Source organism: Baekduia sp. Peel2402 (assembly GCF_052567285.1).
Window position 1 is genome coordinate 1,394,640 of record NZ_CP199582.1, and the last position, 25,001, is coordinate 1,419,640.

Annotated in this window: 24 protein-coding genes, 1 tRNA gene, 1 other RNA gene and 2 riboswitches; of the genes, 12 read left to right on the forward strand and 14 right to left on the reverse strand. The window is 71.0% G+C overall.

From position 1 onward, the window contains the following. Nucleotides 1-12: 12 nt before the first annotated feature. From ACT01A_RS06860 to ACT01A_RS06875, 4 genes are read left to right on the forward strand one after another with little or no spacing between them, the layout of a single operon-like run. Nucleotides 13-2,052, forward strand: a complete 2,040-nt coding sequence (locus ACT01A_RS06860; protein ID WP_445151498.1) for a thioredoxin domain-containing protein — start codon at nt 13-15, stop codon at nt 2,050-2,052. Next, on the forward strand, nt 2,049-4,109 hold the full coding sequence (locus tag ACT01A_RS06865) for an MMPL family transporter (protein WP_445151499.1): 2,061 nt from the start codon (nt 2,049-2,051) through the stop codon (nt 4,107-4,109). The genes ACT01A_RS06860 and ACT01A_RS06865 overlap by 4 nt, the downstream gene beginning before the upstream one ends. Before the next feature lie 51 nt (nt 4,110-4,160). Further along, nucleotides 4,161-4,394 carry a FitA-like ribbon-helix-helix domain-containing protein gene (locus ACT01A_RS06870; RefSeq protein WP_445151500.1) on the forward strand — a complete coding sequence of 78 codons (234 nt, stop codon included), beginning with the start codon at nt 4,161-4,163 and terminating at the stop codon, nt 4,392-4,394. Next, the gene (locus ACT01A_RS06875; RefSeq protein WP_445151501.1) at nt 4,391-4,807 is read left to right on the forward strand and encodes a type II toxin-antitoxin system VapC family toxin; all 417 of its coding nucleotides are present in this window, start codon (nt 4,391-4,393) and stop codon (nt 4,805-4,807) included. Before ACT01A_RS06870 ends, ACT01A_RS06875 begins: the two co-directional genes overlap by 4 nt. Here ACT01A_RS06875 and ACT01A_RS06880 read toward each other — a convergent pair. The 9 genes from ACT01A_RS06880 to rnpB all read right to left on the reverse strand — a co-directional run bounded on the left by ACT01A_RS06880 (nt 4,804) and on the right by rnpB (nt 16,915). Continuing rightward, a complete protein-coding gene (locus ACT01A_RS06880) occupies nt 4,804-6,141 on the reverse strand; it encodes a glutamine synthetase family protein (protein ID WP_445151502.1) in 1,338 nt (445 codons plus the stop codon). The two genes, ACT01A_RS06875 and ACT01A_RS06880, sit on opposite strands and share 4 nt — an antisense overlap. A gap of 118 nt (nt 6,142-6,259) precedes the next feature. Beyond that, a complete protein-coding gene (locus ACT01A_RS06885) occupies nt 6,260-7,138 on the reverse strand; it encodes a hypothetical protein (protein WP_445151503.1) in 879 nt (292 codons plus the stop codon). Nucleotides 7,139-7,149: 11 nt separating this feature from the next. Next, nucleotides 7,150-7,292: riboswitch (cyclic di-AMP (ydaO/yuaA leader) on the reverse strand. Between the two features lie 338 nt (nt 7,293-7,630). After that, the gene (locus ACT01A_RS06890) at nt 7,631-8,128 is read right to left on the reverse strand and encodes a c-type cytochrome (RefSeq protein ID WP_445151504.1); all 498 of its coding nucleotides are present in this window, start codon (nt 8,126-8,128) and stop codon (nt 7,631-7,633) included. A 200-nt stretch (nt 8,129-8,328) separates the two neighbouring features. Then, complete coding sequence (locus ACT01A_RS06895; protein WP_445151505.1) at nt 8,329-11,976, reverse strand: DNA polymerase III subunit alpha; 3,648 nt, start codon at nt 11,974-11,976, stop codon at nt 8,329-8,331. Further along, entirely contained in the window at nt 11,973-13,190 is a 1,218-nt protein-coding gene (locus ACT01A_RS06900; RefSeq protein WP_445151506.1) for a hypothetical protein, read from the reverse strand. The genes ACT01A_RS06895 and ACT01A_RS06900 overlap by 4 nt, the downstream gene beginning before the upstream one ends. A 54-nt stretch (nt 13,191-13,244) precedes the next feature. Continuing rightward, entirely contained in the window at nt 13,245-13,490 is a 246-nt protein-coding gene (locus ACT01A_RS06905) for a hypothetical protein (protein WP_445151507.1), read from the reverse strand. Nucleotides 13,491-13,527: 37 nt separating this feature from the next. After that, a complete protein-coding gene (locus ACT01A_RS06910; protein ID WP_445151508.1) occupies nt 13,528-14,772 on the reverse strand; it encodes a Y-family DNA polymerase in 1,245 nt (414 codons plus the stop codon). 48 nt (nt 14,773-14,820) lie between these two features. Next, a complete protein-coding gene (locus ACT01A_RS06915) occupies nt 14,821-16,545 on the reverse strand; it encodes an LLM class flavin-dependent oxidoreductase (protein WP_445151509.1) in 1,725 nt (574 codons plus the stop codon). A gap of 33 nt (nt 16,546-16,578) precedes the next feature. Next, nucleotides 16,579-16,915: RNase P RNA component class A (gene rnpB / locus ACT01A_RS06920), an RNA gene on the reverse strand. 147 nt (nt 16,916-17,062) lie between these two features. On the opposite strand from rnpB, the gene ACT01A_RS06925 reads away from it, so the two are divergent. Next, nucleotides 17,063-17,503: a DUF5666 domain-containing protein gene (locus ACT01A_RS06925; RefSeq protein WP_445151510.1), complete on the forward strand. Its 441-nt coding sequence runs from the start codon at nt 17,063-17,065 to the stop codon at nt 17,501-17,503. Nucleotides 17,504-17,546: 43 nt separating this feature from the next. Further along, nucleotides 17,547-18,137, forward strand: a complete 591-nt coding sequence (locus ACT01A_RS06930; protein ID WP_445151511.1) for a class I SAM-dependent methyltransferase — start codon at nt 17,547-17,549, stop codon at nt 18,135-18,137. A gap of 112 nt (nt 18,138-18,249) precedes the next feature. Here ACT01A_RS06930 and ACT01A_RS06935 read toward each other — a convergent pair whose 3' ends face one another. Further along, nucleotides 18,250-18,474: a hypothetical protein gene (locus tag ACT01A_RS06935; protein ID WP_445151512.1), complete on the reverse strand. Its 225-nt coding sequence runs from the start codon at nt 18,472-18,474 to the stop codon at nt 18,250-18,252. A 172-nt stretch (nt 18,475-18,646) separates the two neighbouring features. Beyond that, on the reverse strand, nt 18,647-19,291 hold the full coding sequence (gene lexA / locus ACT01A_RS06940; RefSeq protein WP_445151513.1) for a transcriptional repressor LexA: 645 nt from the start codon (nt 19,289-19,291) through the stop codon (nt 18,647-18,649). A 129-nt stretch (nt 19,292-19,420) separates the two neighbouring features. Here lexA and ACT01A_RS06945 point away from each other — a divergent pair. From ACT01A_RS06945 to ACT01A_RS06960, 4 genes are all read left to right on the forward strand, one after another. Next, a tRNA-Leu gene (locus tag ACT01A_RS06945) sits at nt 19,421-19,506 on the forward strand. A gap of 54 nt (nt 19,507-19,560) precedes the next feature. Beyond that, nucleotides 19,561-19,674: riboswitch (cobalamin riboswitch) on the forward strand. Between the two features lie 36 nt (nt 19,675-19,710). After that, a complete protein-coding gene (locus tag ACT01A_RS06950) occupies nt 19,711-19,935 on the forward strand; it encodes a CbtB domain-containing protein (protein WP_445151514.1) in 225 nt (74 codons plus the stop codon). A gap of 17 nt (nt 19,936-19,952) precedes the next feature. Beyond that, nucleotides 19,953-20,708, forward strand: a complete 756-nt coding sequence (locus ACT01A_RS06955; protein WP_445151515.1) for a CbtA family protein — start codon at nt 19,953-19,955, stop codon at nt 20,706-20,708. Nucleotides 20,709-20,805: 97 nt separating this feature from the next. Beyond that, on the forward strand, nt 20,806-21,132 hold the full coding sequence (locus tag ACT01A_RS06960; protein WP_445151516.1) for a hypothetical protein: 327 nt from the start codon (nt 20,806-20,808) through the stop codon (nt 21,130-21,132). Between the two features lie 6 nt (nt 21,133-21,138). On the opposite strand, the gene ACT01A_RS06965 is transcribed toward ACT01A_RS06960, so the two are convergent. Beyond that, entirely contained in the window at nt 21,139-21,804 is a 666-nt protein-coding gene (locus tag ACT01A_RS06965) for a cation transporter (RefSeq protein ID WP_445151517.1), read from the reverse strand. Then, nucleotides 21,801-22,157 carry an ArsR/SmtB family transcription factor gene (locus ACT01A_RS06970; protein ID WP_445151518.1) on the reverse strand — a complete coding sequence of 119 codons (357 nt, stop codon included), beginning with the start codon at nt 22,155-22,157 and terminating at the stop codon, nt 21,801-21,803. The genes ACT01A_RS06965 and ACT01A_RS06970 overlap by 4 nt, the downstream gene beginning before the upstream one ends. Before the next feature lie 102 nt (nt 22,158-22,259). On the opposite strand from ACT01A_RS06970, the gene ACT01A_RS06975 reads away from it, so the two are divergent. Then, nucleotides 22,260-22,943 (forward strand): GAP family protein, encoded by a 684-nt coding sequence (locus ACT01A_RS06975; RefSeq protein ID WP_445151519.1) that lies wholly within the window; start codon nt 22,260-22,262, stop codon nt 22,941-22,943. Nucleotides 22,944-22,950: 7 nt separating this feature from the next. Here ACT01A_RS06975 and ACT01A_RS06980 read toward each other — a convergent pair whose 3' ends face one another. Next, nucleotides 22,951-23,301, reverse strand: a complete 351-nt coding sequence (locus ACT01A_RS06980; protein WP_445151520.1) for a hypothetical protein — start codon at nt 23,299-23,301, stop codon at nt 22,951-22,953. Between the two features lie 114 nt (nt 23,302-23,415). Between ACT01A_RS06980 and ACT01A_RS06985 the strand changes: the two genes are divergently transcribed. Next, on the forward strand, nt 23,416-24,888 hold the full coding sequence (locus ACT01A_RS06985) for an MFS transporter (protein WP_445151521.1): 1,473 nt from the start codon (nt 23,416-23,418) through the stop codon (nt 24,886-24,888). The last annotated feature ends 113 nt before the right edge of the window (nt 24,889-25,001 follow it).

Sequence of the window (25,001 nt, forward strand, 5' to 3'; positions counted from 1 at the left end):
GGCTCGGGCGCCATGGCCAATGCCTTGGCGTCCGAGACCTCGCCCTACCTGAGACAGCACGCAGAGAACCCGGTCGACTGGCGGCCGTGGGGACCGGAGGCGCTGGCGCGCGCGGTCGAGTTGGATCGCCCGTTGTTGGTGTCGATCGGGTACTCCGCGTGCCACTGGTGCCACGTGATGGAGCGTGAGTCGTTCGAGGATCCCGCGATCGCGGCGGTCATGAACGACAACTTCGTCTGCGTGAAGGTCGACCGCGAGGAGCGACCGGACGTCGACGCGCTCTGCATGGAGGCCGTGCAGCTGATGACCGGTGGCGGCGGGTGGCCGCTGAACGTGTTCCTGACGCCGGATCAGGTGCCGTTCTACGGCGGCACGTACTACCCGCCGACCGCCCGGCCCGGGATGGCGGCGTGGCCGGCCGTGCTGGAAGCCGTCGCGGAGGCGTGGGGGACGCAGCGCGAGGAGATCGTCGCGCAGGGCGAGAAGATGGCTGCAGCGCTGGGCCGGAGCGCGGCGATGGAGCCTGCCGCGTCGCTCGCTCCCGAGGCGCTCGACGCCGCGTTGCGGGCGCTGCGCGGGTCGTTCGACGCCGTGCATGGCGGCTTCGGCGGCGCGCCGAAGTTCCCGCCGTCGGCGGCGCTGCTCTTCCTCTGGACGAGCGCGGCGCGCGGCGAGAGCGGCTCGCTGGCGACCAAGGCGGGTGACATGGCCGGCGCGACGCTGCGCGCTATGGCCCGCGGCGGGCTGTGGGACCAGGTCGGCGGCGGCTTCGCGCGCTACGCGGTCGACGCGGACTGGACGGTCCCGCACTTCGAGAAGATGTTGTACGACAACGCGCTGCTGGCGCGAGCGTACCTGCACGGCTGGCTGATGACCGGCGAGCCGCTGTTCCGACGCGTGTGCGAGGAGACGCTGGAGTTCGTGGCGCGAGAGCTGCGCGGCGACGAGGGCGGCTTCTTGTCCGCCTTGGACGCGGACTCCGAGGGCGTCGAAGGCAAGTACTACGTGTGGACGGTGGACGAGGTCCGCGCGGCGGTCGGCGACGAGGACTTCGAGGCGGCGGTCGCGTGGCTGGGCGTGAGCGAGGCGGGGAACTTCGAGGACCCGCACCACCCCGTGCTCGGCCGCAACGTGCTGACGGCGCGCGGGCCCGAGCCGCCGGTCGATGTCCGCGACCGCATCCGCGCGGCGCTGTTCGCCGCGCGCGCCTCTCGGGTCCGGCCGGGGTTGGACGACAAGCGGCTGGCCGCCTGGAACGGCCTGGCGATCCACGCCTTCGCCGAGGCGGGCGCGGTGCTGGGGCGCCCGGACTTCGTCGAGTGCGCGGTCGTCGCCGCGGACTTCGTCTTCGACGCAATGCGCGACGGTGACGGCCGCCTCCTGCGCACCTGGAAGGACGGGCAAGGCAAGTTGAACGCCTACCTCGAGGACCACGCGTTCTTGTTGGAGGCGTCGCTCGCGCTCTACGAGGCGACGTTCGAGCCGCGCTGGTTCGCGCAGGCCCGCGGGCTGGCCGACGCGATCCTGGATCGCTTCGCCGCGGCCCCGGACGACGGCGGCGGGTTCTTCTCCACCTCCAGCGACCACGAGACGCTCGTCGCCCGTCGCCGCGAGATCGAGGACGCGCCGATCCCGTCTGGCGCCTCGTCGGCCGCGGTCGGGTTGCTGCGCCTCTCCGCGCTGACCGGCGAGGCGCGCTATGAGGAGGCCGCGGCCTCGCACCTGCGGCTCGTCGCGCCGTACCTCGATCGCCACCCGCAGGCGTTCGCCTATGCGTTGCTCGCGCTCGACTGGGTGCAGCGGCCGACGCGTGAGGTCGCCTTGGCGGGCGACGACGCCGGCGTCGCCGCGCTGGCCGCGGTTGTGCGCGAGGCGCTGCGCCCGGGCGTGGTCGTCGCGGGACCGCCCGGCGACGACATCCCCCTGATGGAGGGTCGATCGGCCGTGGATGGCCGCGCGGCGGCCTATGTGTGCGAGCGTTTCGCCTGCCAGTTGCCGGTTACCGATCCGGTTGGCCTCCGAGACCTCCTCCACCCGTATCCCGAGACATGAGCCGAATCCTGACCCTCCCCGCCGGGCGCCGCGCCAAGTGGGTGTTCTTCGCCATCTGGATCGTCGCCTTCTTCGGCATCAGCGCCGGCGACCTGTTCACCAAGTTCTCCGACGCCGAGAAGAACGAGTCGACGTCGTTCCTGCCGGGCGACGCCGAGTCGACCAAGGCCTTGGACGTCACCAAGCGGTTGCAGGGCGGCGAGCAGGCGGCGACGGTGATCGTCTACCGGCGCGAGGGTGGGCTCACGGCGACCGACAAGCAGCGGATCGCCTCCGACACGACCAAGTTGAATGGGTTGACCTTCGCGGGCACGTCGAAGTTCGGCGAGCCGGTGGTGTCGAAGGACGGCACGACGGCGCTGATCACCAACCAGATCGAAGCTGACGGCGACGGCTCGCGAATCCAGGATCCGGTCGAGAAGTACCGCAAGCTGGTCAGTGACCCCGGCGGCGGGCTGGAGGTGAAGGTCACCGGCCCGGCGGGGTTCAGCGCGGACGCGATCAAGGTCTTCGAGGGGATCAACGGGACGCTGCTGGCCGCCGCGGGCGCGCTCGTGTTGGTGTTGCTGATCGGGATCTACCGGTCGCCGTTCTTCTGGTTCTTCCCGCTGCTGGCGGTGATCATGGGCGAGGCGGCGTCGCGCGGCTTCGGGTACGCGCTGACCGAGGCGGGCGTGACCGTCAACGGGCAGTCGTCGTCGATCTTGTCCGTGTTGGTGCTCGGCGCGGGGACCGACTACGCCTTGTTGTTGGTGGCCCGATATCGCGAGGAGCTGCGCCAGACCGAGGATCGTCACGAGGCGATGGCGCGAGCGCTGGCGACCGCGGGACCGGCGATCGTGGCGAGCGCGCTGACGGTGTCGATCGCGTTGTTGGCGTTGTCGCTGGCCAAGGTCAACGGCACGGCCGGCCTGGGACCGATCGGCGCGATGGGCATCCTGGTGGCCTTGCTGTCGCAGATGACGTTCCTGCCGGCGCTGCTGGTGATCGTCGGGCGCAAGCCGTTCTGGCCCTACGTTCCGCACGTGGGCGACAGCGGCACCGACGCCACGCACGGCGCGTGGCGTCGGATCGGCGAGCGCGTCGCCGCGCGGCCGGTGCGCGTGCTGGTGATGACCACCGGCTTGTTGGTGGTCATGTGCTTCGGGCTGCTGAACCTGAGCGGCGGGCTGACGCAGTCCAACTCGTTCCGCGACCGCGTCGAGTCGGTGGCGGGCCAGGAGCTGGTGGCCAAGGCGTTCCCGGCGGGCGCGAGCGCGCCGACGGACGTGATCGTCAGCGACCCGTCGCGGGTGGCGGCGGTAACGCGCGCGGTGTCGGGGGTTCCCGGCGTCGCCGCGGTCCGCGCCACCGGCCAGTCAGGACCGGAAGGCACGCTGCTGGCGGCATCGCTGTCGATGGACCCCAACTCGACCGAGGCCTACGACTTGGTGCCGAAGCTGCGCAGCGCGGCGCGCTCCGCGGACCCTGAGGCTTTGATCGGCGGCACGAGCGCGGTCGAGCACGACCTCCGGTCCGCCTCCGCACGCGACACGAAGCTGCTCGTCCCGCTGACGCTCGTGATCGTCTTCATCATCTTGGGTCTGCTGCTCCGCGCGATCGTCGCGCCGGTCGCGCTCATCGCGACGGTCGTGTTGTCGTTCGCGGCCACCCTCGGCTTCTCCGCCGTCATCTTCGACGTGGTCTTTGGCTTCCCGGGCAGCGACCCGACCTTCCCGCTCTTCGCCTTCATCTTCTTGGTGGCCTTGGGCGTCGACTACAACATCTTCCTCATGGCCCGCGTCCGGGAGGAGACGCTGACCCACGGCACCCATGAGGGCATGCTGCGCGGCCTGGCGGTGACCGGCAGCGTGATCACCTCCGCGGGCATCGTCCTGGCGGGCACCTTCAGCGTGCTCGCCGTCCTGCCGCTCGTGTTCCTCACCGAGCTGGGCTTCGCGATCGCCTTCGGGGTGTTGTTGGACACCTTCCTCGTGCGCTCGGTGCTGGTCCCAGCGCTCGTCTTCGTGCTCGGCCCGAAGGTCTGGTGGCCGTCGAAGTTGGACCAGTCCAACTGACGATGCATGCATCTTGCATGCAATACATGCATCGAGCTAGCATTTGACGTCATGGCCACCGTCCAAGTTCGCAATGTGCCGGACGACGTGCTCCGGCGCCTGAAGGTCGAAGCCGCGCAGAACGGGCGGTCGCTGAACGCGTTCATGCTCGAGCGGATGACAGCTTGGGCACAGCGGCCCACCCTGGCGGAGTACGCGGCGCGCGTGCAGCCACGGCCGGCGGGCAGCACACCGACGATGGCGGACATCGTCGCGGAGATCCGCAAGGATCGCGACAGCCATTGAGGGTCGTTGACGCCTCGATCCTCTGCGGGGTCCTGACCCATGAGTCCGTCGCGTTGGACGCGGTCGAGGCGGCAGCCAAGGCCGACCCGAGCGACGACCCCTTCCACTGCCCGACGATCGTCGAGGCGGAGACGTTGAGCGCGCTGCGCGGCATGGAGCGTGGCGGGCTGCTCACGCGGGCCGCAGCGAACCACGCCGCGGCCGCACTTGATGAGGTCCGCATGATCCTCTATGCCTTCGGCGCCTACCGTGAGCGCGCCTGGGCGCTGCGCCACAACCTGTCGATCTATGACGCGTCGTATGTCGCGCTGGCCGAGATGTTGGAGGAGAGCGTCCTGCTCACCGCCGACGCCGGCCTGGCGAAGGTCGCGAGCGACGCCGTGGGCGCCGCTCGCGTGCAGCTCGTCGCCTAGAGCACCGGCAGGTAGCGGTCGAGCTCCCACTGCGTGACCTGCACGCGGTAGTCCTCCCACTCCTGCCGCTTGATCTCGATGAAGCGGTTGAACATGTGCTCGCCGAGGGTGCGCAGGACGAGCTCGGACTCGGCGGTCAGCTCGACGGCCTCGCCGAGGGTCTCGGGGAGCTGCTCGATGCCGAGGCGCTTTCGCTCGTCGGGCGAGAGGTGGTAGAGGTTCTTCTCCATCGGCTCGGGCAGCTCGTAGCCCTTCTCGATGCCCTCCAGACCAGCCTGTAGGAGGGCGGCGAAGGTCAGGTAGGGGTTGCAGGCGGGGTCCGGGCAGCGCAGCTCCATGCGCGTGCCGTTCTCCTTGCCGGGGTGGTAGAGCGGCACCCGGACGAGCGCGGAGCGGTTGCGTCGGCTCCAGGCGACGTAGACCGGCGCCTCGTAGCCGGGGACGAGCCGCTTGTAGGAGTTGACCCACTGGGCGAAGATGGAGGACAACTCGCGGGCGTGCTTGAGCTGGCCGGCGATGAAGGCCTTGCCGATGTCGCTCAGGAAGTACGGGTCGTCGGCGTCGAACATCGCGTTCTTGCCGTCCTTGAAGAGCGACAGGTGCGTATGCATGCCCGACCCGTTCTCGCCGAAGAGCGGCTTGGGCATGAACGTGGCATGCCAGCCGTACTTCATGGCGTACTCCTTGACCGTGATCTTGTGGGTCATGCAGTCGTCGGCCATCTTGAGGGCGGGCGCGTAGCGCATGTCGACCTCGTGCTGCGAGGGGCCGACCTCGTGGTGGGAGTACTCGACGTGGATGCCGAGCTGCTCCAGCGCGATGACGGTCTCGCGGCGCACGTCGGAGCCGGCGTCCAGGGTGGTGAGGTCGAAGTAGCCGCCCTCGTCCAGGACCTCGGTCCCGTTCTTGTCCTTGAAGAGGAAGTACTCCAGCTCGGGACCGACGTTGAAGGTGTCGAAGCCCATCGTGTGCATGCGATCCAGGGCGCGGCGCAGCACGTGCCGCGGGTCGCCCTCGTAGGGCGTGCGCTCCGGCGTGAGGACGTCGCAGAAGACGCGGCCGACGCCCTGCTCCTCCGGCCGCCAGGGCAGGATCGCGAAGGTGCTGGGGTCCGGCATGGCGATCATGTCGGACTCCTCGATCGCGTTGAACCCCGTGATGGAGGAGCCGTCGAAGCCCATGCCGTTCTCGAAGGCGTCGTCCAACTCGGCGGAGTTGATGCTGAACGACTTCAGCTGGCCGAGGATGTCCGTGAACCAGAAGCGGATGAACCGCAGCTGGTGCTCGTCCACGAGGGCCTTGACATCCTCCACCGTGCGGGGTGCTTCGCTCATTGCCGGGACCCTAGAGGATCCGTGGTGTGACGCTGGTCGGAAGCTGAACGCCGTTGTGTCGAGGGAGACGGCGGTGGAGCGCTACGCGCGGGTGGCGCGGCGCGGCGGCGCAGCGCGGTTAGCGCTGGTGCAGGGCGAGCGTCGCGGCGCGGGGCGCGTAGACGGTCGTGTGGGAGGCCTTGGCCGCGGCGGGCTTGGCGCCGGCGTGGCGCACGGCGGCCTGCGAGGAGGACGTCATCGCCGCGAGGAGGATCAGGATCGCGCCGAGGGCGACGGCCCAGAGCGCGATGCGGTCGGGGCGGTGGCCGACGCGGTCGGAGGTCGTCCGGCCGCGATGGCGCTGGGCCATCGAACGCTCGGCGGCGTTCGCGAGACGACCGGCTTCGGTCGGACGGCCCTTGATCTGGATGGTGCGGCGCACGCCGGCGGGCGGCGGCGGGCTCGCAAAGGGGTCGTCGGCCGCGCTGAGGTGGGCGAGCTCGTGGGCGACGGCAGCGGCCGGGGTGTCGACGGCGGCGGTGGCGACGTCAGCCTCGGTGAGAAGCTCGATCGTGCGGCCGCGAGCGTCGTCGCTGGCGTGCAGCTCGATCGTGCGCGAGCGCGAGCGGGCGCCGCTGCGGGCGTCGTCCTGCTCGATCGCGCGGGCGACGGCGCGTGCGCGGCGAGCGTTGGCGTCGTCGTCCTCGGAGACGAGCTCGAGGGTGCGAGAGGTGCCGTGGGACAGGGCAGCAGCGTCAGCGGGGACGAACACGCCGTGGAGCGGGTGGGCGGCGCCGTCTGCGCCGGGGACGGCGGTGGCCGTGGCCGGAGCGGCGGTCAGGCGCTCATCGAGGGGCGCAGCGCCGGCGGCGTCACGCCCGCGCGTCATGCGACGGCGCGGGACGAAGTCGATGTCCTCACCGAGCCAGTCATCGGCCGGACGACGGCCGGGGGCCGCGAGATCCTCGCGCTCCTGCTGCACATCGGCCCACCAGTTGGGCGCGTCCGTCGATGGCATGACGTGTTCTCGGTTCCTCTTCCTTGGGCTTACGGGGTTAGCTGACGGGCTCGCGCCGAAGAGCGGCGCTACGCGAATGCGATTCGCCCCAAACCAACATGGGTCCCCCGCTCCACGACAGGTTGCCCTGGCGAGGATTCAGCGGTTGTGAACGGCGGCATCGTAGCAACGTCGAAATTCCCTGCTAGTTCGCAGAGTTATGGCAAGCGCGAACTGACGGCATAGTCAGGCATGCGTCGGACGGAATGAGCCCGCACCTAGCGGGAAACCGCCGCTTGACATCCGCGAAGCGGCCCGGTGACGAGTTGCTGAGCTCGTGCGAATCCGCTCTTGACAAGGTCGCGCGGCGGACACACGGACGTTTCGTCCCCTGGCGGGACCGTGTCGCGCCGGGCACGGCCGCGCTGCTTGCAACGCCACACACGATCCCGGCCAGCGACCCAGGCCGCTGGCCTGGCCCGGATCGTCAGGCGCGGCGAGGCGGCGGCGGGATCAGCGGCCCGAGACGGTGGCTACGTAGTCGGCGACGTCCTTGGCGTCGTCGCCGTACAAAAGCCCCGAGGGCATCTGGCCGTTGCCGGAGGCGCGGCCGTTCTTGATGGCATCGAGCACGAACGCGGGCTTGAGGTTGCCGCCGTTGAGCGTGTCGAGGTTCGGACCAACCCGGCCGACGGCGTGAGAGCCGGCGAGCGTGTGGCAGGTCGAGCACTTCTCAGCGAAGAGCGCGCGGCCGTTGGTCTGGGCGCCGGTGAGCTGAACGCCGCCAGCGCCGTGGCTGGCGTGATCCTCGCCGTTGTTGACGAGGATGACGGCCGGCAGCGTGACGCCAAGCGCGACGATCACGACCGCGATGCCGACGCTCCACACGCGGCGCTGGGCACGCGTCTCCTTCTTGGAGCCCGCGGGGGGCCGGCCACTGCGCATCGCAGCCAGCACGACCGACAGGCCGATTGCCAGGAACGCGAGGACGAACACGAGGGTCCCGATCACGAGCGTGACCCTATCCGCAGACCCGGGTGCCAAATCAAGTCCGGACCGTCGCGCCGGACTGACGAAGCGGCGGGAAGACGACGCGGAGGACAGCGCGAAGTGGTGCCCCGGGCAGCGAAGGACGGCGCGATGCTGACTCCAACACGGAGGAGGACGGTGCGAAACGGAGGGCCCAGCGCGGTGGAAAGAGAGGGCATGGCTCAGCGGCGGCGGCCGGCGGCGAAGCTCTGGACGGGTGGTGCGATGGCGCGAAAGTCGTCGGTGCCGGTGGCGGCGAGGTCGTCATCGTCGGCGGTGGCGGCGGGTGTGACGGGCCGGAGCGGTGTGGGCGCGATGGCGCCGTCGTCGGTGGCGTCGGTGGTGGCGGCCGCGGGTTCGCCCTCGGCGGCAGCGGCGTGGCGGGCCTCCTGACGGGCGAGCTCGAGGGCGTCGAGCATGGAGACGACGATGTCGGCGGAGATGGTCTCGGAGGAGCCGCCGGTGACCGAGGTGAGGTGCGGCGTCGAGACATCGGCGGCTGGACGCGCGCGGAGGGCGCCGGTGGCGTCGAGGCGGGCGAGGCGGCGGATGACGACGTTGATCGCACCGCCTGCGGAGGCATGACGCTCAAGAACGCCTTCGGCGACGACGAGCGGCTCGGCCCGGACGATCGTGCGGTCACGCTCGTAGACGTTGGGCGGCACGACGAGGTTGACCGTCCCCATCTCGTCCTCCAGCAGCAGGAAGCAGACGCCCTTCGCGGTGCCCGGGCGCTGGCGCGCGACGACCAGGCCGCCGATGCGGACGGCCGTGCCGTGGCGCAGGCGACGCAGATCGCCGCTGGTGACCATGTCCTTCGCCTTCAGCTCGTCGCGCAGCAGCCCAAGCGGGTGCGTGGCGGTTGTCAGGCCGGTCGTCGTGTAGTCGGCGATCATCGCCTCCCAGCCGGTGAGCGCAGCCAGGTCCGGCGTCTGGCCGACGCCGAGCGGCAGCGAGAGCTGGGTCCCGGAGTCGATGCGGGTACGGCGGCCGGACACGCCGACCACCGACGTCAGCAGGCGCTTGCCGGGCGCGGCGACCCCCAGATCCCACAGGGCCCGGCGCCGCGAGCCGTCCGTGAGCGCATCGCAAGCGCCCGACCACGCGAGCTGCTCCAGCGCCGCACGACCGGCTCCAGCGCGCGATGCAAGGTCCTCGATCGTGCGGAACGGCCCTGCCGCCTCGCGCGCGGCGACCAGCGCCTCCACGTCGTCCTGACGCACGCCCAGCACATAGCCCAGGCCGATCCGCACGCCGGGCGTGCCGTCCGCGGCCACGTCGACGACCGTGCACCCCACCCCGCTCGCGTTGACGTCCGGCGGCAGCACCTCGATCCCACGCCGCTGCGCCTCGTGCACGAGCGCGTCCGGCGGGTAGAAGCCCATTGGCTGCTCGTCCAACAGCGACGCCAGGAACTCGGTGGCGTAGTGCACCCGCAGGTAGGTCGACTGATAGGCCAGCAGCCCGAAGGCCGCGCCGTGCGCCTTAGGGAACCCGAAGCCCGAGAAGCCCTTCACCTGGTCCCAGACGCGCTCGCCGAGGGTCTCGTCGACGTCTTCCCAGCGCGCCATCGCCCGCCGCACGAAGCGCCCGTGGTAAGCCTCGATCGCCGCCGTAGAGCGCTTGCGCGACATCGCCCGCCGCAGGCCCTCCGCCTCGCCCGGCGAGAATCCCGCGAACGCCATCGCGACCTCAATGACCTGGTCCTGGAAGATGATCGTCCCGAGCGTGTCTCCGAGGACCTCCTTAAGCGACGGGTGCTCGTAGGGGATCTCGTAGGACGGGTCGGCCCGCAGGCGCTGCAGGCGCTCGATGTAGGGGTTGACCGCGCCGCCGACGATCGGGCCTGGCCGCACGATCGCGACCTGGATCGTGAGGTCGTGCAGCGTCTCCGGGCGCGTGCGCCGCAACGACCCCATCTGCGCGCGGGACTCGATCTGGAAGACGCCGGTCGTCTCCGCGTTTTGGATGCACTCGAACGTCGGCTTGTCGTCCATGGGGATCCGCGACAGGTCGATCCGCTCCCCGCGACGCGCGTGGATCATCTCCACGCACCGCTCGACGGCCGACAGCATCCCGAGTCCGAGCAGGTCGATCTTCAGGAAGCCCGCGTCCGAGCAGGAGTCCTTGTCCCACATGACCATCTGCCGGCCCTCCATCGCGGCGGGCACGACCGGGCAGCAGTCGATCAGCGGGCGCGTCGCGACGACCATCCCGCCCGAGTGCTGGCTGAGGTGACGCGGTAGGCCATGGGCCTCGCCGGCCAGCTCGTGCAGCCAGCGCCAGCGTCCTTGGTGCTCCCGGCCTTCTCCCAGCGCCACCGCGATGTCCTGGTCGACCGCCTGCGCCGAGTACGCCTCCGAGGACCGCGCGACGCGCTCGATCTCCCCGGGGGGCAACCCCAATGCCTTGCCCAGCTCGCGGATGGCGCCGCGCGCGCGATAGGTCGGGAACGCCGCGACCAGCGCCGAGTTCTCCGCCCCGAAGCGCTCGACCACCCGCGGTATCAGCACCGCACGCACGTCGCGCGGGAAGTCGAGGTCGATATCGGGCAGCGCGGTGATCTCCTCGTTGAGGAAGCGCCCGAGGAAGAGGTCGTTGGCGATCGGGTCGACGTGCGAGAGGCCGGTGAGGTAGCAGACGATCGAGGAGACCGAGGACCCGCGCCCGCGTCCCGGCGGCAGCAGCCCGCGCGCGGCCGCGCCGCCACGGACCTCGGCGGCGACCTCTCGCGCCAGCTCCAGCATCTCGTGGTGCAGGAGGAAGAACCCGGACAGGTCGAGGCCGCGAATCAGCGTGAGCTCCTCCTCCAGCCGCGCGGTCGCCGCCGCACGCAGCGCCGAACCGCGCGGGTAGCGACCGTCGAACAGCGAGGAGCAGACCTCTGCGAGCTTGTGATCCGCAGCGTCGTCCTCTGCGCCGGGGTAGCGGTAGCCGAGGTCGGAGCAGAGGTCGAACGTCAACTCGGAGGCCAGCCGCGCGGACTCGGCGACCGCGTCCGGATGGTCCTCGAAGCGCACCGCCATCGCTCCCGGGGAGGTCAGCACGTGGGTGTGGTTGCCGCGCCGCAGTGGCTCGGAGGCGTCGAGCGTCGTGTGCGCGCGGATCGCCACGAGCGCGTCCTGCAGGCGCGCCCGTACGGGTGCGTGCGCGTGGACGTTGCCGGTCGCCACGCACGGGACGCCCAGCCGCGCGGCGAGATCGGCCAGCTCGCGATTGCGGGCACGATCGTCGCGGTGGAAAGGGCGTTGCAGCTCGATCCGGAACGCGTCGCGCCCAAAGGTGGCCAGCAGCGCGCGGGCGGTGGGCTCGTCGTGCACGCCGTGGGTCGCGCAGCCCGAGAGGCAGACCAGGCCGTCGGAGTGCTCGGCGAGATCGTCGATCGTCAGGAACGGCCCGAGCACGCGTCGGCGCCCGGGCGTGTCGCGTGTGTGCGCATGAGCGCGGGTGAGCAGGCGGCAGAGGTTGCGCCAGCCGGTGGCGTCGCGGACCAGCAGCGTCACGTGGCGCGACCAGCGCGGATGGTCCTCGTCGTGGAAGACCGCGCCATCGCGCTGCTCACGCGCGGTGCGTTCGTCGACGAGGTCGACCTCCGCCCCATGGATCGCCCGGAGCCCCAGCGACGACGCGGCTTGCGCGAACTCCATCGACCCTGAGACGCTGTTGTGGTCGGTCAGCGCAAGCGCCTCGTGGCCACGGTCGAGCGCCGCGGCGACCAGCTCCTCCGGCAGTGAGGCGCCGTCCAGGAACGAGAAGGCCGAATGGCAGTGGAGCTCGACGTACGGCACGAACACATGTTCGCATGAATGGTGGATGGAGTCGAGCCTCATCGGATGCAGTCCTCCCGCGAGATCCACTTGCCGTCGAGGCCGCGCGAGGCAGCCGCGAGGAGGACCTCGTCGTGGCGTTGCTCGAGGTGATCGAGCCCCAACGAGGCCGGCCCGACCGTCGCGTTGCCGGCGAAGGAGCTCTCGTCCTCGTCGGTGGCCGAGAAGATCCGCGCCTCGATCGTCCCGCTCGTCTCGATCAGGCGTCGCAACGCCGCTGACGGCCGTGCGCGAGCGTGTTTGTGGGCAATCGCGTCAAGCAGCTCCGAGGCGGCGACGAGCGCAGCGGGCTCGGTGAGGTCAAGCGCAGCGGTGACCTCATAGCGGTCGGCGCCCGTGCTCGCGAGGCGGCCGACGACCGGTTGCACGACTGCGGGCAGGTCACGCGAAGCGCTGAACGCGCCGATCGACGTGATCGTGAGCGCGAGCGGGCGACCGGTCGGTGACGTCTCCACGGCGTAGACCTCGCTCGCCTCACGGGTCTCGGTCGATCCGAGCACGAGCGCCTTCGCACCCTGGGTGTCATCGGCCGTGACGTAGATCCTGTGCCGGCCGGTGCGGTGGTCGGTGACCGTGCCCACTCGCGTGTCGAAGCTCAGCTCAACCGAACCGGCCTCCAGGTGCCGGAGAGCATCGGCACCCACGGAGGCGCCGATCTGCGCCAGGGAGTCGAAGCCATCGGACGTGCGGTCGGGCGGGCGCCATGCGCCGCCGGTCTCGATGACCGCGCGAGCCTCGTCTTCGGAGCGGACGAACCACGTGCGGGCGTGGGGCAGCCGCGCGAGGTACGAGGCGGCGATCTCGCCACCTGCGGAGACGTCGACGCCAAGGGCGCGCACGCCGGCTTCGAGACCGATCTGCGCGGTGAGCCCGAGCGCGTTCCCATCGTCGATGGTGACCGCGTACGTGCCGTCGGAGCGATGCTCGATCAAGGAGTAGTGGTTGTTCTTGAGGCGCACGAAGAAGACGCCGACCTCTGTATGCCTGCTGAGCTCGTCTGAATCGAGAAGGCACGGCTCCTGGTCGCGGCGGCAGTCGCCGTCGCGCACGAGGCACAGCGCCCGCGCCATCTGGCGGGTGACGCGGCGGCCGACGGCGTCGGCCTGCGCGAGGCCGGCGCCGAGCGCGAGCAGGCCGCAGACGAGCGTGACGACAGCGAGCCACTCGAGCGAAGCCTGGCCGTGGTCGGATGACAGCTGTCGAAAACGCGAGGGCACCAGGCGCCAGCGTGGCGGCGCAGGTGTGACGGAACAGCACGTGTTCGTGACGATTCAGCGCTGTCGGTACCAGCCGCCGGCCTGGTCGAGCTCGCGGAAGAGGACGACGAGGTCGCCGCGGGTCGTGACGACCTCCCAGTAGCGGCGGCGCAGCGGCGCATCGGTCCACCAGCGATCTTCGACCAGCCAGGACTCGCGGACCGCCTCGACCGCGCGGCCATCGATCGCGAGCGGGCGACCGCGCGCGTCGGCGCGCACGGTCGCGGGCAGCGGGACGTTGATGCGGCGCGGGCCGGTCACGGCCGCGGCGGCGGCGCGGCTGCCGTGCCAGAGGGCCTCACAGCTCGTACGGCGCCAGCACTGCCTGACGCTCGGGGACGCGGGAGTCCGGGTCGACCGTGAGGACGCGGAGGGCGGCCTCAGGGCCAGCGACCGCGCGAGCCTGGCGGATTGCCTCACGCATGCGCCCGGTGCGGACGGCGGAGCCGTCGTCGAAGAGGGCGTGGGCGCCAGCAGCGGAAGGACCGAAGCGCTCGACGGCTAGGCGCAAGGCCTCAGCCGGCGCGGGCATGAGGATCAGCTTCTGGCCGAGCGCGAGGCGCATGCGGGTCGCGTCAGACAAGGGCTCGCGGAAGACGACGCGCTCGCGCCAGGTGCCGCCCTCGACCAGGCGCGCACCCAGGACGACCGCGCGCAGCGTCCGGCCGCGGCGCTCACGACGGGCCAGCAGCTGGTCCACCAACAACACGAGCGCCCGCTCGAGCTGCACGCCCGACGCCGACTCCGGCAGCTCCAGCATCTCCTCCAGCACCTCTCCGGGCACGCGCGGGCGCAGCTCGGTGTCACGCCCACGAGCGAGGTCGTGCGCCAGCTCCCCCACGCGACCGAAGCGGTCGGCGATCGACGCGCGGCTCATCGTGGCGAGCTGGCCCAGCGTCGTCACCCCGAGGCGGATCAGCGGCTCCACGACCTGCGCGGCTTCCGGCCTTCGCCGCAGCAGCGCGACCGGCTCGGACGCCAGACCGCGGGCGCCATCGACGACCTCCGCCCGTCGCGACCGCGCCTTCACCGCGCCGGCCAGCGCGCAGAACCGCGACGGCCCCGCGCCGATGCGCGCGGGCAGCCGGAGCGCCGCCCGCACCGCGCTCACCACCCCGGCCAGCCACGGCGGCGCACCTCCAGCGCGCCCCGGAAACGGCACGACGTTGCCGTCCGCCTGCGCAGGCGGCAGCGTGCCCCCGTGCAATCGCGCCAGCGATGCCGCGTCGAAGAAGGCCAGCCCCGGCGCGTCGCTCTCGACCGCCGCCCCGACCGACTCGAGCCGCGCAATGACCTTCTCCCAGGCGTCGGCAACGCCTACGGGGTCCGGCGGGATCAGCGCCAGCGACGGGCAGCGTGCGAGCGCCTCGCCGAGCCGCATCCCCTTGTGGACGCCGAAAGCCTCCGCCGAGGACGACACCTCCCCCACGCATTGCTCGCGCCCCGGCTCCGGTGCCAGGGCGGCGGGCCCCTGCGCGAGCGCCGCGCGCCCACCGGCGGCGATGACGAGTTCAAAACGGGAAAGGAGGACGGCAACGACCATAGGTTGAATCGAACACATGTTCGCATGAGCCGCGGTCGGTCGTCAACATCAAAAAGGTCCTGGCTGCCCGAACATCTCGCCGAGCTTCATCGCCACCGTGAAGTCCCCGGCCAGTTCCAGGCGACCGGTCAGAACCGCCTTGACCGGATCGAGATCGCGCCCCGCGATGCGGATGAAGTCGGCGGTCGACAGCGTGATCGCCAGGCGCGGATCGTCCGACGCACCCGGGCGCGCAGACGCCCGATCATCCGCGATCGTCACCGTCCACGATCGGATCTCGCCGTCCTCGCCGCGCAGGTTGTACTGGATGTCGCCGGTGAACCCGTTGGCCTTCGACGGAGCGAACTGACGCTCCATCGCGCCGAAGATTACGCGCAGGCCGGCCGACGAGCCCGCGGTTCGTGCCAGGCGCCCGTCGCCGGAGCGCGAGACGAAGGACTGAAAGGCGCGCTCGCCGCGGGACTCGAGCGCGCGCATGAGCCCGGCGGCGCGTGACTCGGAGGACCCGGACCCGGACGCGGCGACGGGAGGTGCCACCGGCAGCGGCGCCGCCGGCGCGCTCGACCCTCCCGAGGCACCCTCGTCTGCCCTGAACGCGTAGCCCCGCGGCGCCGCTCGGCGCGCCTCACGCCGCTCCAGCGCGCGCCGCGCGGCGTCGTCGGACAGCCGCGAGGCAGCATCGTCGTCGCGTGAGGCGAACGTCGGCATCACCTCCTCCGCGAACAGCTCGAGCGAGGCAATGACATGTTCATGCTCGATCTTGCCCATCTGAACCATGAACACCAACTCGTCCACGCCCGCCGCCGCGTAGCGCTCGACGAGCTCACGGACCTGGTCCGGTGTCCCGATCGCTCCACGCTGCGACGCAAGCCCCCCGCCCATCAGCTTGACCTTCAGCGGCGCCCCGTCGGCGACGATCGGGCGCCGCGCCAACCCCACGTCGTCGCGGCGTGCCTGGAAGTCCTCCCACACCGACGTCTTCCCCGGCCGGTGCTCGCCGAACGTCGTGTAGTGCCCGCGCGCGTAGGCCGCAAAGTGCGCGCCGTCGATCGCGCGTGCGATCGCCTCCTCCTCATCATGATGGACATGCATCGGCACGGCGGCGGCGAGCCGCGCGTTGACGGCAAAACCAACAGGAACCGCCGAGGAACCACTCAGTGCCGCGTCGTATTCCGACGCCCAGCCGGGCAAGTCCTCCGGGTCGACGGAGGACACCACCAACGCCCCCACCCCGCGCTCCCCCGCGGCACGTGCGTCGGACCGCCGCGCCACCACCGCCCACAGCGGCGGATGGGGCTTCTGGAGCGGCTTGGGGACGACATCGCGCGGCGGAAGGCCATCGCCTTCACCCGCGAACGGCGACTCCACCATCATGCGGATCGCGGTCAGCAGCGCCGTGTCCGCGCCGTCGCCGAACACGCCGCGCTCCGCGCCCGACGCCACCGCGGCGGCCCCCAGCTCGACGCGGCCGCCCGAGACCAGGTCCAGGGTGGCGACCGTTGCCGCCAGGTGCGCCGAATGATGCACCGCAGGGCGCGCGGCCAGGCCCAGGCGCAGGTCGGTCGTCCGCTGTGAGGCGGCGCTCAGCAGGACGCCTGGCGCGCTCGCGTGGGACTGCTCTTCGGCGAAGTGGTGCTCCACCACCCAGGCGGTGTGGAAGCCGAGGCGGTCGGCGGCGGCGAGCTGGTCGAGTGCCTCGGCGATCAGGCGCCGTTCGGCGTCGGCGTCCCACGGTCGCGGCAGTTGAAGCTCGTACAGCAGGGAGAAGCGCACCCGCGAAACGTAGCGAGGGCCCCGAAGGGCCCTCGCCGTAGCACGCCTGTAAGCCGGATCTTGTCGTGAACGACCATCCATCTGAGCGGCCGACCTGGACCTTGGCGGGCAGCCTGCGAACGGTCCTGCTTGGCCTTGCACCTGGTGGGGTTTGCCTGGCCGCCATGTCGCCATGACGCCGGTGCGCTCTTACCGCACCTTTTCACCCTTGCCTGTGCCGGACGCACGTGCAGCCCGGCCATCGGCGGTATGTCTCTGTGGCACTGTCCCGCGGCTTTCACCGGGTCGACTTGCGCCGACCACCATGCCCTGTGGTGTCCGGACTTTCCTCGACGGGATTTCTCCCCGCCGCGGCCGTCCAGCGTGCAGGAGTCAGGGTAGCGCTGTGGGAGCGTGACCGGGAAGGGCTGCAACTGTGTGATCGCGGCCCGGGACTTAAGTCCCAGTGCGCTCGGGACCGCTGAGCGGGGAGCCTGTCGTCAACCCCGATGAAGAGGAGTTGATGCAAGTGCTTCGCATGAGAACCTTGGTGGCGCCGGCCGCGGCCGCGGCCGGTTTGGCAGTAGCGGTGGCGGGCTTGCCGGTGGCCGGCGCGGGCGCCGCGGCCGTCCCGGTGAAGTCCTCGTCGTCGCTGACGAGCTACCACGGCACGGTGACGTCGGTCTCGACCGCGAACCGGACGTTCCGCCTGCGGTCGTCGAGCGGCACGACGCGGACCTTCCGCGTGACGAGCGCGACGGTCTACGAGCGGTTGAGCGGGCTGTCGTCGCTGCGCAACAAGGCCGTTGAGGTCAAGGGCAAGCGCGTCGACGGGCGCTGGGTCGCGCGCAAGATCGAGCCGGACGACGACAGCTCGGGCGATGACAACGGCGGCAGCGGCCGAGGCGGTTCCGATGACGGCGCCAACCACGACGCCGGCGACGACCACGGCAGCGGCGGGCACGGCAGCGACGACTGAGCCCTGCGCGGCACCGCGCCGCGCGAGGTAGCGTCCGGGTCACATGGGCCAGTTCCATTTCGACCCGGACGACTACGACCGGCTAATGGCCGAGGACGTCCCGGCGTACGGGGCGTTGCAGGCCGCGGTGGCGGAAGCCGCGGCCTCCGCCCCGCGTCCGGCGGCGCGTGTTCTGGAGCTCGGCACCGGGACCGGCGAGACCGCCCTGCGTGTGCTCGCCGAGCACCCGGGCGCCGCGCTGGTCGGCATTGACGCCAGCGAGCCGATGCTCACCCGCGCGCGTCCGAGGTTGCCCGACGCGGACCTGCGCGTCGCGCGCCTGCAGGACCCGCTGCCGGACGGCCCGTTTGACGTGGTCTTCTCCGCCCTGGCGGTCCACCACCTGGACGCGGCCGAGAAGGCATCGCTGTTCGCGCGCGTCCACGCCGTGCTCGCGCCGGGCGGGCGTTTCGTGCTCGGTGACCTGATCGTTCCCGAGGACGACGCCGAGGTCGTCACCCCGATCGACGGCGTCTTCGACACGCCCAGCTCGGTCAACGAGCAGTTGGGGTGGTTGGAGGAGGCGGGCCTGAGCGCCGAGCTGGCCTGGCGCGACCGCGACCTCGCGGTGCTGGTCGGAACACGTGCGGCGTGAACGACAATTCAAAGCCCCAACAACCACGAACGCCCGCGGGGAGCGCGGGCGCCGGAGGGGAATGAGGGGTTGAAGGCGCCCGCGGCGTTCCGCGGGCGGGGGAAGCGACGCGTTAGGCGATGGTCGTCCGACAGGACGAGCAGCGGCCACCGACCGGCGCGGGCCCGGCGCTGTAGCGGGGCGTCATCGCCTCGCCGCAGGCCGGGCACGCAACGGTGCGGTGTGCGGCGAGGCCCTCCCAGACCCCGACGAGCACGTCGTCAAGGGTCGGCCCACCGCCCTGCTGAACCATCACCTGGTCGGCGTCGCGTGCGGGCGCCGCAACCGGCGCTCGCATCTCGACGCCGGATCGCGCAGAGCCGGGCTCGTGCCGCTGAGGCTGCTCCCCGTCACTGGGAGCCGACCGCGGACGGTCGGGCACGAAGCCCGGCTCGCGCAGTTGGGTACGGCCGCCATCCTCGACAGGGTCGAGAATCGACGGACGGAAGAGGGTCAAGGTCGCCGACATGTCACACGCTCCGGAAGAGTCCGACGACGCGCCCCATGATCCTTACGTCCTTCGAGCGGATCGGCTCCATCGTCGTGTTCTCGGGCTGAAGGCGAATGTGGTCCTGCTCGCGGAAGAACCGCTTGACCGTCGCCTCCTCCCCCACCAGCGCCACGACGATGTCACCGTCGACGGCGCTCTCCTGCTTGCGAACGACCACGTAGTCGCCCTCGAGGATGCCCGCGTCCTTCATGGACTCGCCGCGGATTCGCAGGACGTACTCGCCCTGCTCCCCACCCGCGACGGGCGGGACCTCCACGTACTCCTCGATGTTCTCCTCGGCGAGGATCGGCTGACCGGCGGCAACCGCGCCGACCACCGGCAAACCCGCCGGTCGCACGATCGACCGCACGTTGTCCACCGCCTCCTCGACCGCGGAACCTACGGCCGACGACGCCTTGTCGAGCAGCTCCAGAGCCCGCGGCTTCGACGGATCCCGTCGCAGCAAACCGAGCTTCTCCAGGTTGGCCAGGTGCGCGTGAACGGTCGACGACGACGCAAGACCAACGGCCTTGCCGATGTCGCGCACCGTCGGCGGATACCCGTGCTTGGCGGAATACCGCTTGATGAAGTCGAAGATCTCCTGCTGGCGCTTGGTTAGATCCACCGGGGTCACCTCTCGCGGTCCGTGTTCTCTCGGTCGAACATGTGTTCGTGAAGGTAGCGGGGTCTTCAGACGGAATCAAGCCGACTGCCCGCAACCGACCCCGCTCGGTATGCTGATTCCGCCTGTCACGCGGATGTGGCGGAATTGGTAGACGCGCAAGGTTGAGGGCCTTGTGGGGCAATTGCCCCGTGGAGGTTCGAGTCCTCTCATCCGCATTTCGAAAGCCCTGCTCACGCGGGGCTTTCGTCGCTCTAGGCGCGCCACGCGTATGATCCGCGGCGCGTGGAGTCCGAGGAAGCCGGTTGAAGTCCGGCGCGGTCGCGCCACTGTGACCGGGGCATAAGCCCCGGGAGCCAGACACTCGACTCCGCGACATCTTCTGTCGTCACGGGACGCACGATCCCGAGAAGGAGCTCTACATGTCTGACGTCGCTCTCGAGCGTCACGCCGGTGCGGATGTCGCGCCGGCCCCCATCGCCTCCGCGCAGGACCTGTTGCCGTTCGTCCTGTTCGGCGGGCTGCTCCTGATGATCCTCATCTACTTCGTGGGCGCCGAGGAAGGCGCGACGTCGGTGATCGCCGGCATGGACGTCCACGAGTGGGTCCACGACGCCCGGCACCTGCTGGGCTTCCCCTGCCACTAGGGACCAAGGACACCATCATGGTTCGTTCCCTGCTCATCCGCGGGATGCTGGTCGGCGTCGCCGCCGGCGTCCTGGCGTTCTGCTTCGCCTTGATCTTCGGCGAGCCGCAGGTCGATCACGCGATCGCCTTCGAGGACCACCTCGCCCAGCTCGCTCACGAGCCCGACGAGGCCCCGCTGGTCAGCCGCGACCTCCAGAGCACCTGGGGCCTGCTGACCGGCACGCTGGTCATGGGCGTCGCGCTCGGCGGCCTGTTCTCATTGGCCTACGCCTGGGCGTACGGGCGCATCGGCAACGGCAAGCTGTCGGCGCGGGCGACCGCCGGGCTGCTGGCGCTGGCCGCCTACCTGACGATCGTGATCGTCCCGTTCACCAAGTACCCCGCCAACCCGCCGGCCGTCAGCAACGACGACACGATCGGGCGCCGGACGCTGTTGTACATCGTGATGGTGATCATCTCGGTCGTCGCGGCGATCGCCGCCGGGCGCATCCGCCGCTCGCTGTTGCCGTCGCTCGGCGTATGGAACGCCGCGATCGCGGCGTTCGTCGCCTTCGTGGCGATGATCATCGTCGCGCAGCTGATCCTGCCGGCGGTCAACGAGATGCCGGCGGGCTTCCCGGCCGACGTGCTCTACAAGTTCCGTCTGGCGTCGCTGGGCACCAACGCCGTGCTGTGGCTGGTCATCGGCCTCGGCTTCGGCGCCGCGGCCGAGCGCCTGCTGGCCCCGGCGGCCCGCCGCACCGCGGCGCCCGCCGCGACGCCGGCGGCCTGACCCGCACCCGTCAGCGACGAGCCGGACCGCGTCGCGGTCCGGCTCGTCCTGCGCGCAGACGCCCTGAGCGCCTCGCGCTCTGACATCGTCGCGGGCGATGCTCTCTCACCGACTCCTGAAGACCACGCTCTCCGCGGCTCCCGTGCTGGCGATCGCCGTCGCGCTCCCCGCACCTGCGGGCGCCGCCGCCCGAGTGGTGTCCTGCTCAACCTACTCCGACTACCCCAACGTGCGGATCTCCTCGGCACGCGGCCTCAGCTGCGCGACCGCGCGCGACATCATGAAGGCCTACCGCGGCGAGATCTCCAAGACCTTCACCGCACCGCGCGGCTTCACCTGCCGGCAGGTCAGCGGCGTGCCCGAGGGCGGCCAGTGGCGCTGCACCCGTCGCTCCCAGGCCTTCCGGTTCGAGTTCAAGGACTAGCCCCGCTCAGCAGCACGCGCAGGACTCGCCGCGCCACGCCTCGCGGCCTTCCTTGACCGCAACGAAGGCGATGAACAACCCGATCAGCGGGTCCAGCCACCAGGCACCGACGGCGGCGTTGGCGGCCAGGCCGAGGAGCACCGCCGCGGCCTGGATGCCGCAGAGGATGTTCTGGGTGCCCTCGCCGGCGGTCGCGCCCGAGCCGAGCCGCTGCGCGAGGTTGTGCTTGGCCTTGCCCAGCAGCGGCATCAGGACGACGCTCGTCGCGGTCAGCGCCATGCCGATCGCGGTGACGTCGGCGTGCCCGCCTTCGATCAGCGTGCGGATGCTCTCGACGGTCACGTACGGCGCCAAGATGAAGAACTGCAGCGCGACGAGCCGCTGCGCGCGGTGCTCGGCGGTGTCCGACAGCCGCCGGGCGCCGGTGAAGCGCCAGACGACGACCACCGAGGCCAGGCCCTCGACGAACGACGCCAGGCCCCAGCCGGCCAGCGCGATCGAGCCTGCGGCCAGGCCCTGCCAGAGCCCGACCCCGCCCTCGACGCCCATGTACACCAAGCTGATCCACGACAGCCGAACCGCCCACCGCGCGGCGCGCTCCCAGGCGGCGTCGCGTGCGGGCGCGGCGGGCGCAACAGGCGCGGCCGGGATCACCGGCAGCTCGAAGCTCACGACGTGACCACCGCCTCCGGGAGCACCGCGCTCAACAGCGCCGCGCCGAGCTCCGTCAGCTCGTACATCACCATCTTGCCGTCGCGCCGCGACCGCACCAGCCCGGCCGTCCGCAGTTGGCGTACATGATGAGAGACGAGCTTGTCGGACCGCTCGGTCACCCACGCCAGGTCGCAGACGCACAGCTCGCCGCCGGCCCGCAGCGCCGCGGCGATCGACAGCCGTGTCGGATCCCCCAGCGCCTTGGCGGCGCCCGCGCCCGCGGCCAGCTCCGCCGCGTCCGGGCGCGCGTGCCGCAGCGCCTCGGCTTTCGGCAGGTCCAGGCACAGCAGATCGCAGCAACCGTCGCTCATCCAAACATCCTAACGGACATGCGGATGACGGCGACACACGAGCAACACCTCACCCCCGCCGGACGACCACGGCTCACCCCAACAGCCCCGAGCATCCGCGTCGTGCTCCCCCAGATCGTCGCCGCCGCGGTCGTCGGCGCACTGTCCCCCGTCGCGGCGCTAACGACGATCATGCTGCTCGGCTCACGCCGGCCGGTCGCCAACACGGTCGCGTGCCTGGTCGGCTGGACGCTCGTGCTCGTCCTGATCGCGTCCGGGCTGCTGGCGCTGCTGTCCGGGCACGAGGGCGCGTCGGGAAAGTCGGCGAAGGCGTCGGTCGAGTTGGTGGTGGGGTTGATGCTGCTCTGCGTCGCCCTGCGCAACCTGATCGGCGCGCACCACCCCCTGGTCGATCCGAACACCGGCCGGCCGCTGCGCGTGAGCCAGGCGCCGGCGTGGATGCGGCGCGTCGAGGAGATGCGCCCGATCCAAGCGCTCGTGCTCGGAATGCTGCTGATCGCGATCAGCCCGGCCGACATCGCCGTCTACTTCAGCGCCGTGCAGGCGCTGATCGGCTCCGACGCCGACGCGGCGACCACGGCCATCGTGACGGTCGTGCTCGTGCTGTCCATCGACCTCTGCATCCTGATCCCGCTCGGCGTCTACCTCGCCCTCCCCCACCGCGCCGACGCGCTGCTGAGCACCGGCAAGGAGTGGCTGATCTCCCACCAGCGCGCGGTCGCCGGCGGCTCGGCGGGGATCTTCGGCCTGGTGCTGCTCGGCCAGGGCATCGCCGCGCTGGCCTAGAGCGGATCTACGGCGCGGGCTCGTCGTCGGTCTCGGCCGGCACCGTCACGGTGACCGGATCGGCGGTGACCGTCCGCTCGACCGTGCGCTCCGGCTGCGTGATCGTGACCCCGACGCTCGTCTTGGCGGGCGCTGTGGTCTTCACGACCGTCTGCGTCGCGCCCCGCACCGTCCGGGTCTGCTCGTCGCCGTCGTTGATCACGAGCCCCGCGACGACGCCGACGGCCAGTGCCGCCAGCGCCACGAAGGCCAGCATCCAGCCTCGACCACCGCTGCTGCCTGCGCTGCCGCCACCATCACCGGGCGGTGGCGGAGGCTCGCTCTCGTAGCGGCTGTAGCGCGTGGTCTCGTCGCTCATTGGCCAGACGATCGCCGCCGCGGGAGCGATCGGACCTCATCCCGCGGGGGTGAGATCAGACGTCCGAGCCAACGTGGCATTCGGAGGCTTCCTCCGCTTTGTACCCTCCGATGAATGCCTGCCGCCGGATCCCATACCGCCGAGCCCAACCGCTGGGCGGTCCTCGCCCTGCTCGGGGTCGCCCAGCTGATGGTCGTGCTCGACTCGACGATCGTCAACATCGCGCTGCCCTCGGCGCAGGAGGACCTCGGGTTCTCGACCGAGAACCGCCAGTGGGTCGTGACCGCGTACGCGCTGGCGTTCGGCAGCCTGCTGCTCGTCGGCGGCAAGCTCGGCGACCTCTTCGGCCGCAAGTGGACGTTCGTCGGCGGCTTGATCGGGTTCTCGGCCGCGTCGGTCCTCGGCGGCCTGGCGCCGAACTTCGAGGTGCTCGTGATCGCCCGCGCGCTGCAGGGCGTGTTCGGCGCGCTGCTCGCCCCGTCGGCGCTGTCGCTGCTGACCGTCACGTTCGCGGACTCGCCCGACCGCGCCAAGGCGTTCGGCGTCTTCGCGGCCGTCGCGACCGCCGGCGCGTCGGTCGGCCTGCTGCTCGGTGGCCTGCTCACCGACATCCTGTCGTGGCGCTGGTGCCTGTACGTCAACCTGCTGATCGCGATCCCCGCGGCGTTCTTCGCGCTGCGCCTGATCTCCAACGAGGCCCACCCGCAGCGCCCGCGGATCGACTGGCTCGGCGTCGTGCTGGCGTGCGTGGGCCTGTTCGCGATCGTCTTCGGGTTCTCGAAGGCCGAGACCGACTCGTGGGAGTCGGCGGTGACGATCGGCTCGCTCGCGGCCGGCGTCGTGCTGCTCGTCGCGTTCGTGCTCTCCCAGCGACGCTCCGCCAACCCGCTGCTGCCGCTGCACATCGTCTGGGACCGCGCCCGCGGTGGCGCGTACGCCTCGATCGCGATCGCCGGCTCGAGCGTCTTCGCCGTCTTCCTGTTCCTCACGTTCTTCATGCAGCGCGACCTCGGCTACTCGCCGCTGAAGACCGGCGTCGCGTTCCTGCCGATGACGGCGCTGATCTTCATCATGGCTCCGACGCTTCAGACCAAGGTGCTGCCTCGCACCGGCGCGCGCGTGCTGATCATCACCGGCATGACGCTGGGCGCGATCTCGATGCTGGCGTTCTTCGCGCAGCTCTCGCCGTCGTCGACCTACGCCGCCAACGTGCTCCCCGGCCTGCTCATCCTCGGCATCGGGATGCCGTGCATCTTCGCGCCGTCGTTTGCGACCGCGACGCTCGGCGTCGACCGCTACGAGGCCGGCGTCGCATCCGCGATGGTCAACACCTGCCAGCAGGTCGGCGGCGCGGTCGGCACCGCGGTGCTGTCGACGATCTTTGCGAGCTCCGCGTCGAACTACCTGACCGACCACGCGGGCGCCCCCGGCCTCGCCTCGGCGGCCGAGATCCACGGCTACACGACCGCGTTCTACGTCGCGACCGTCATGTTCGGGGTCGGGCTCATCGTCGCCATCGTCGTCCTCCCTCGCCGCCTGCGGCCCCAGCAGCAGCCGGCCGGCGAGCCCGCCGCCGAGCTGGCGTAGCGCCAAGCGCCACTCGTCACCGTGCCAGTCGGCAGTGTCCGTCCTCGACGGCGCTGTCGATCGGCCATTGACCCGCTCCCGTCGGCGGCCCTACCGTGACGCGAAAAGCGAAA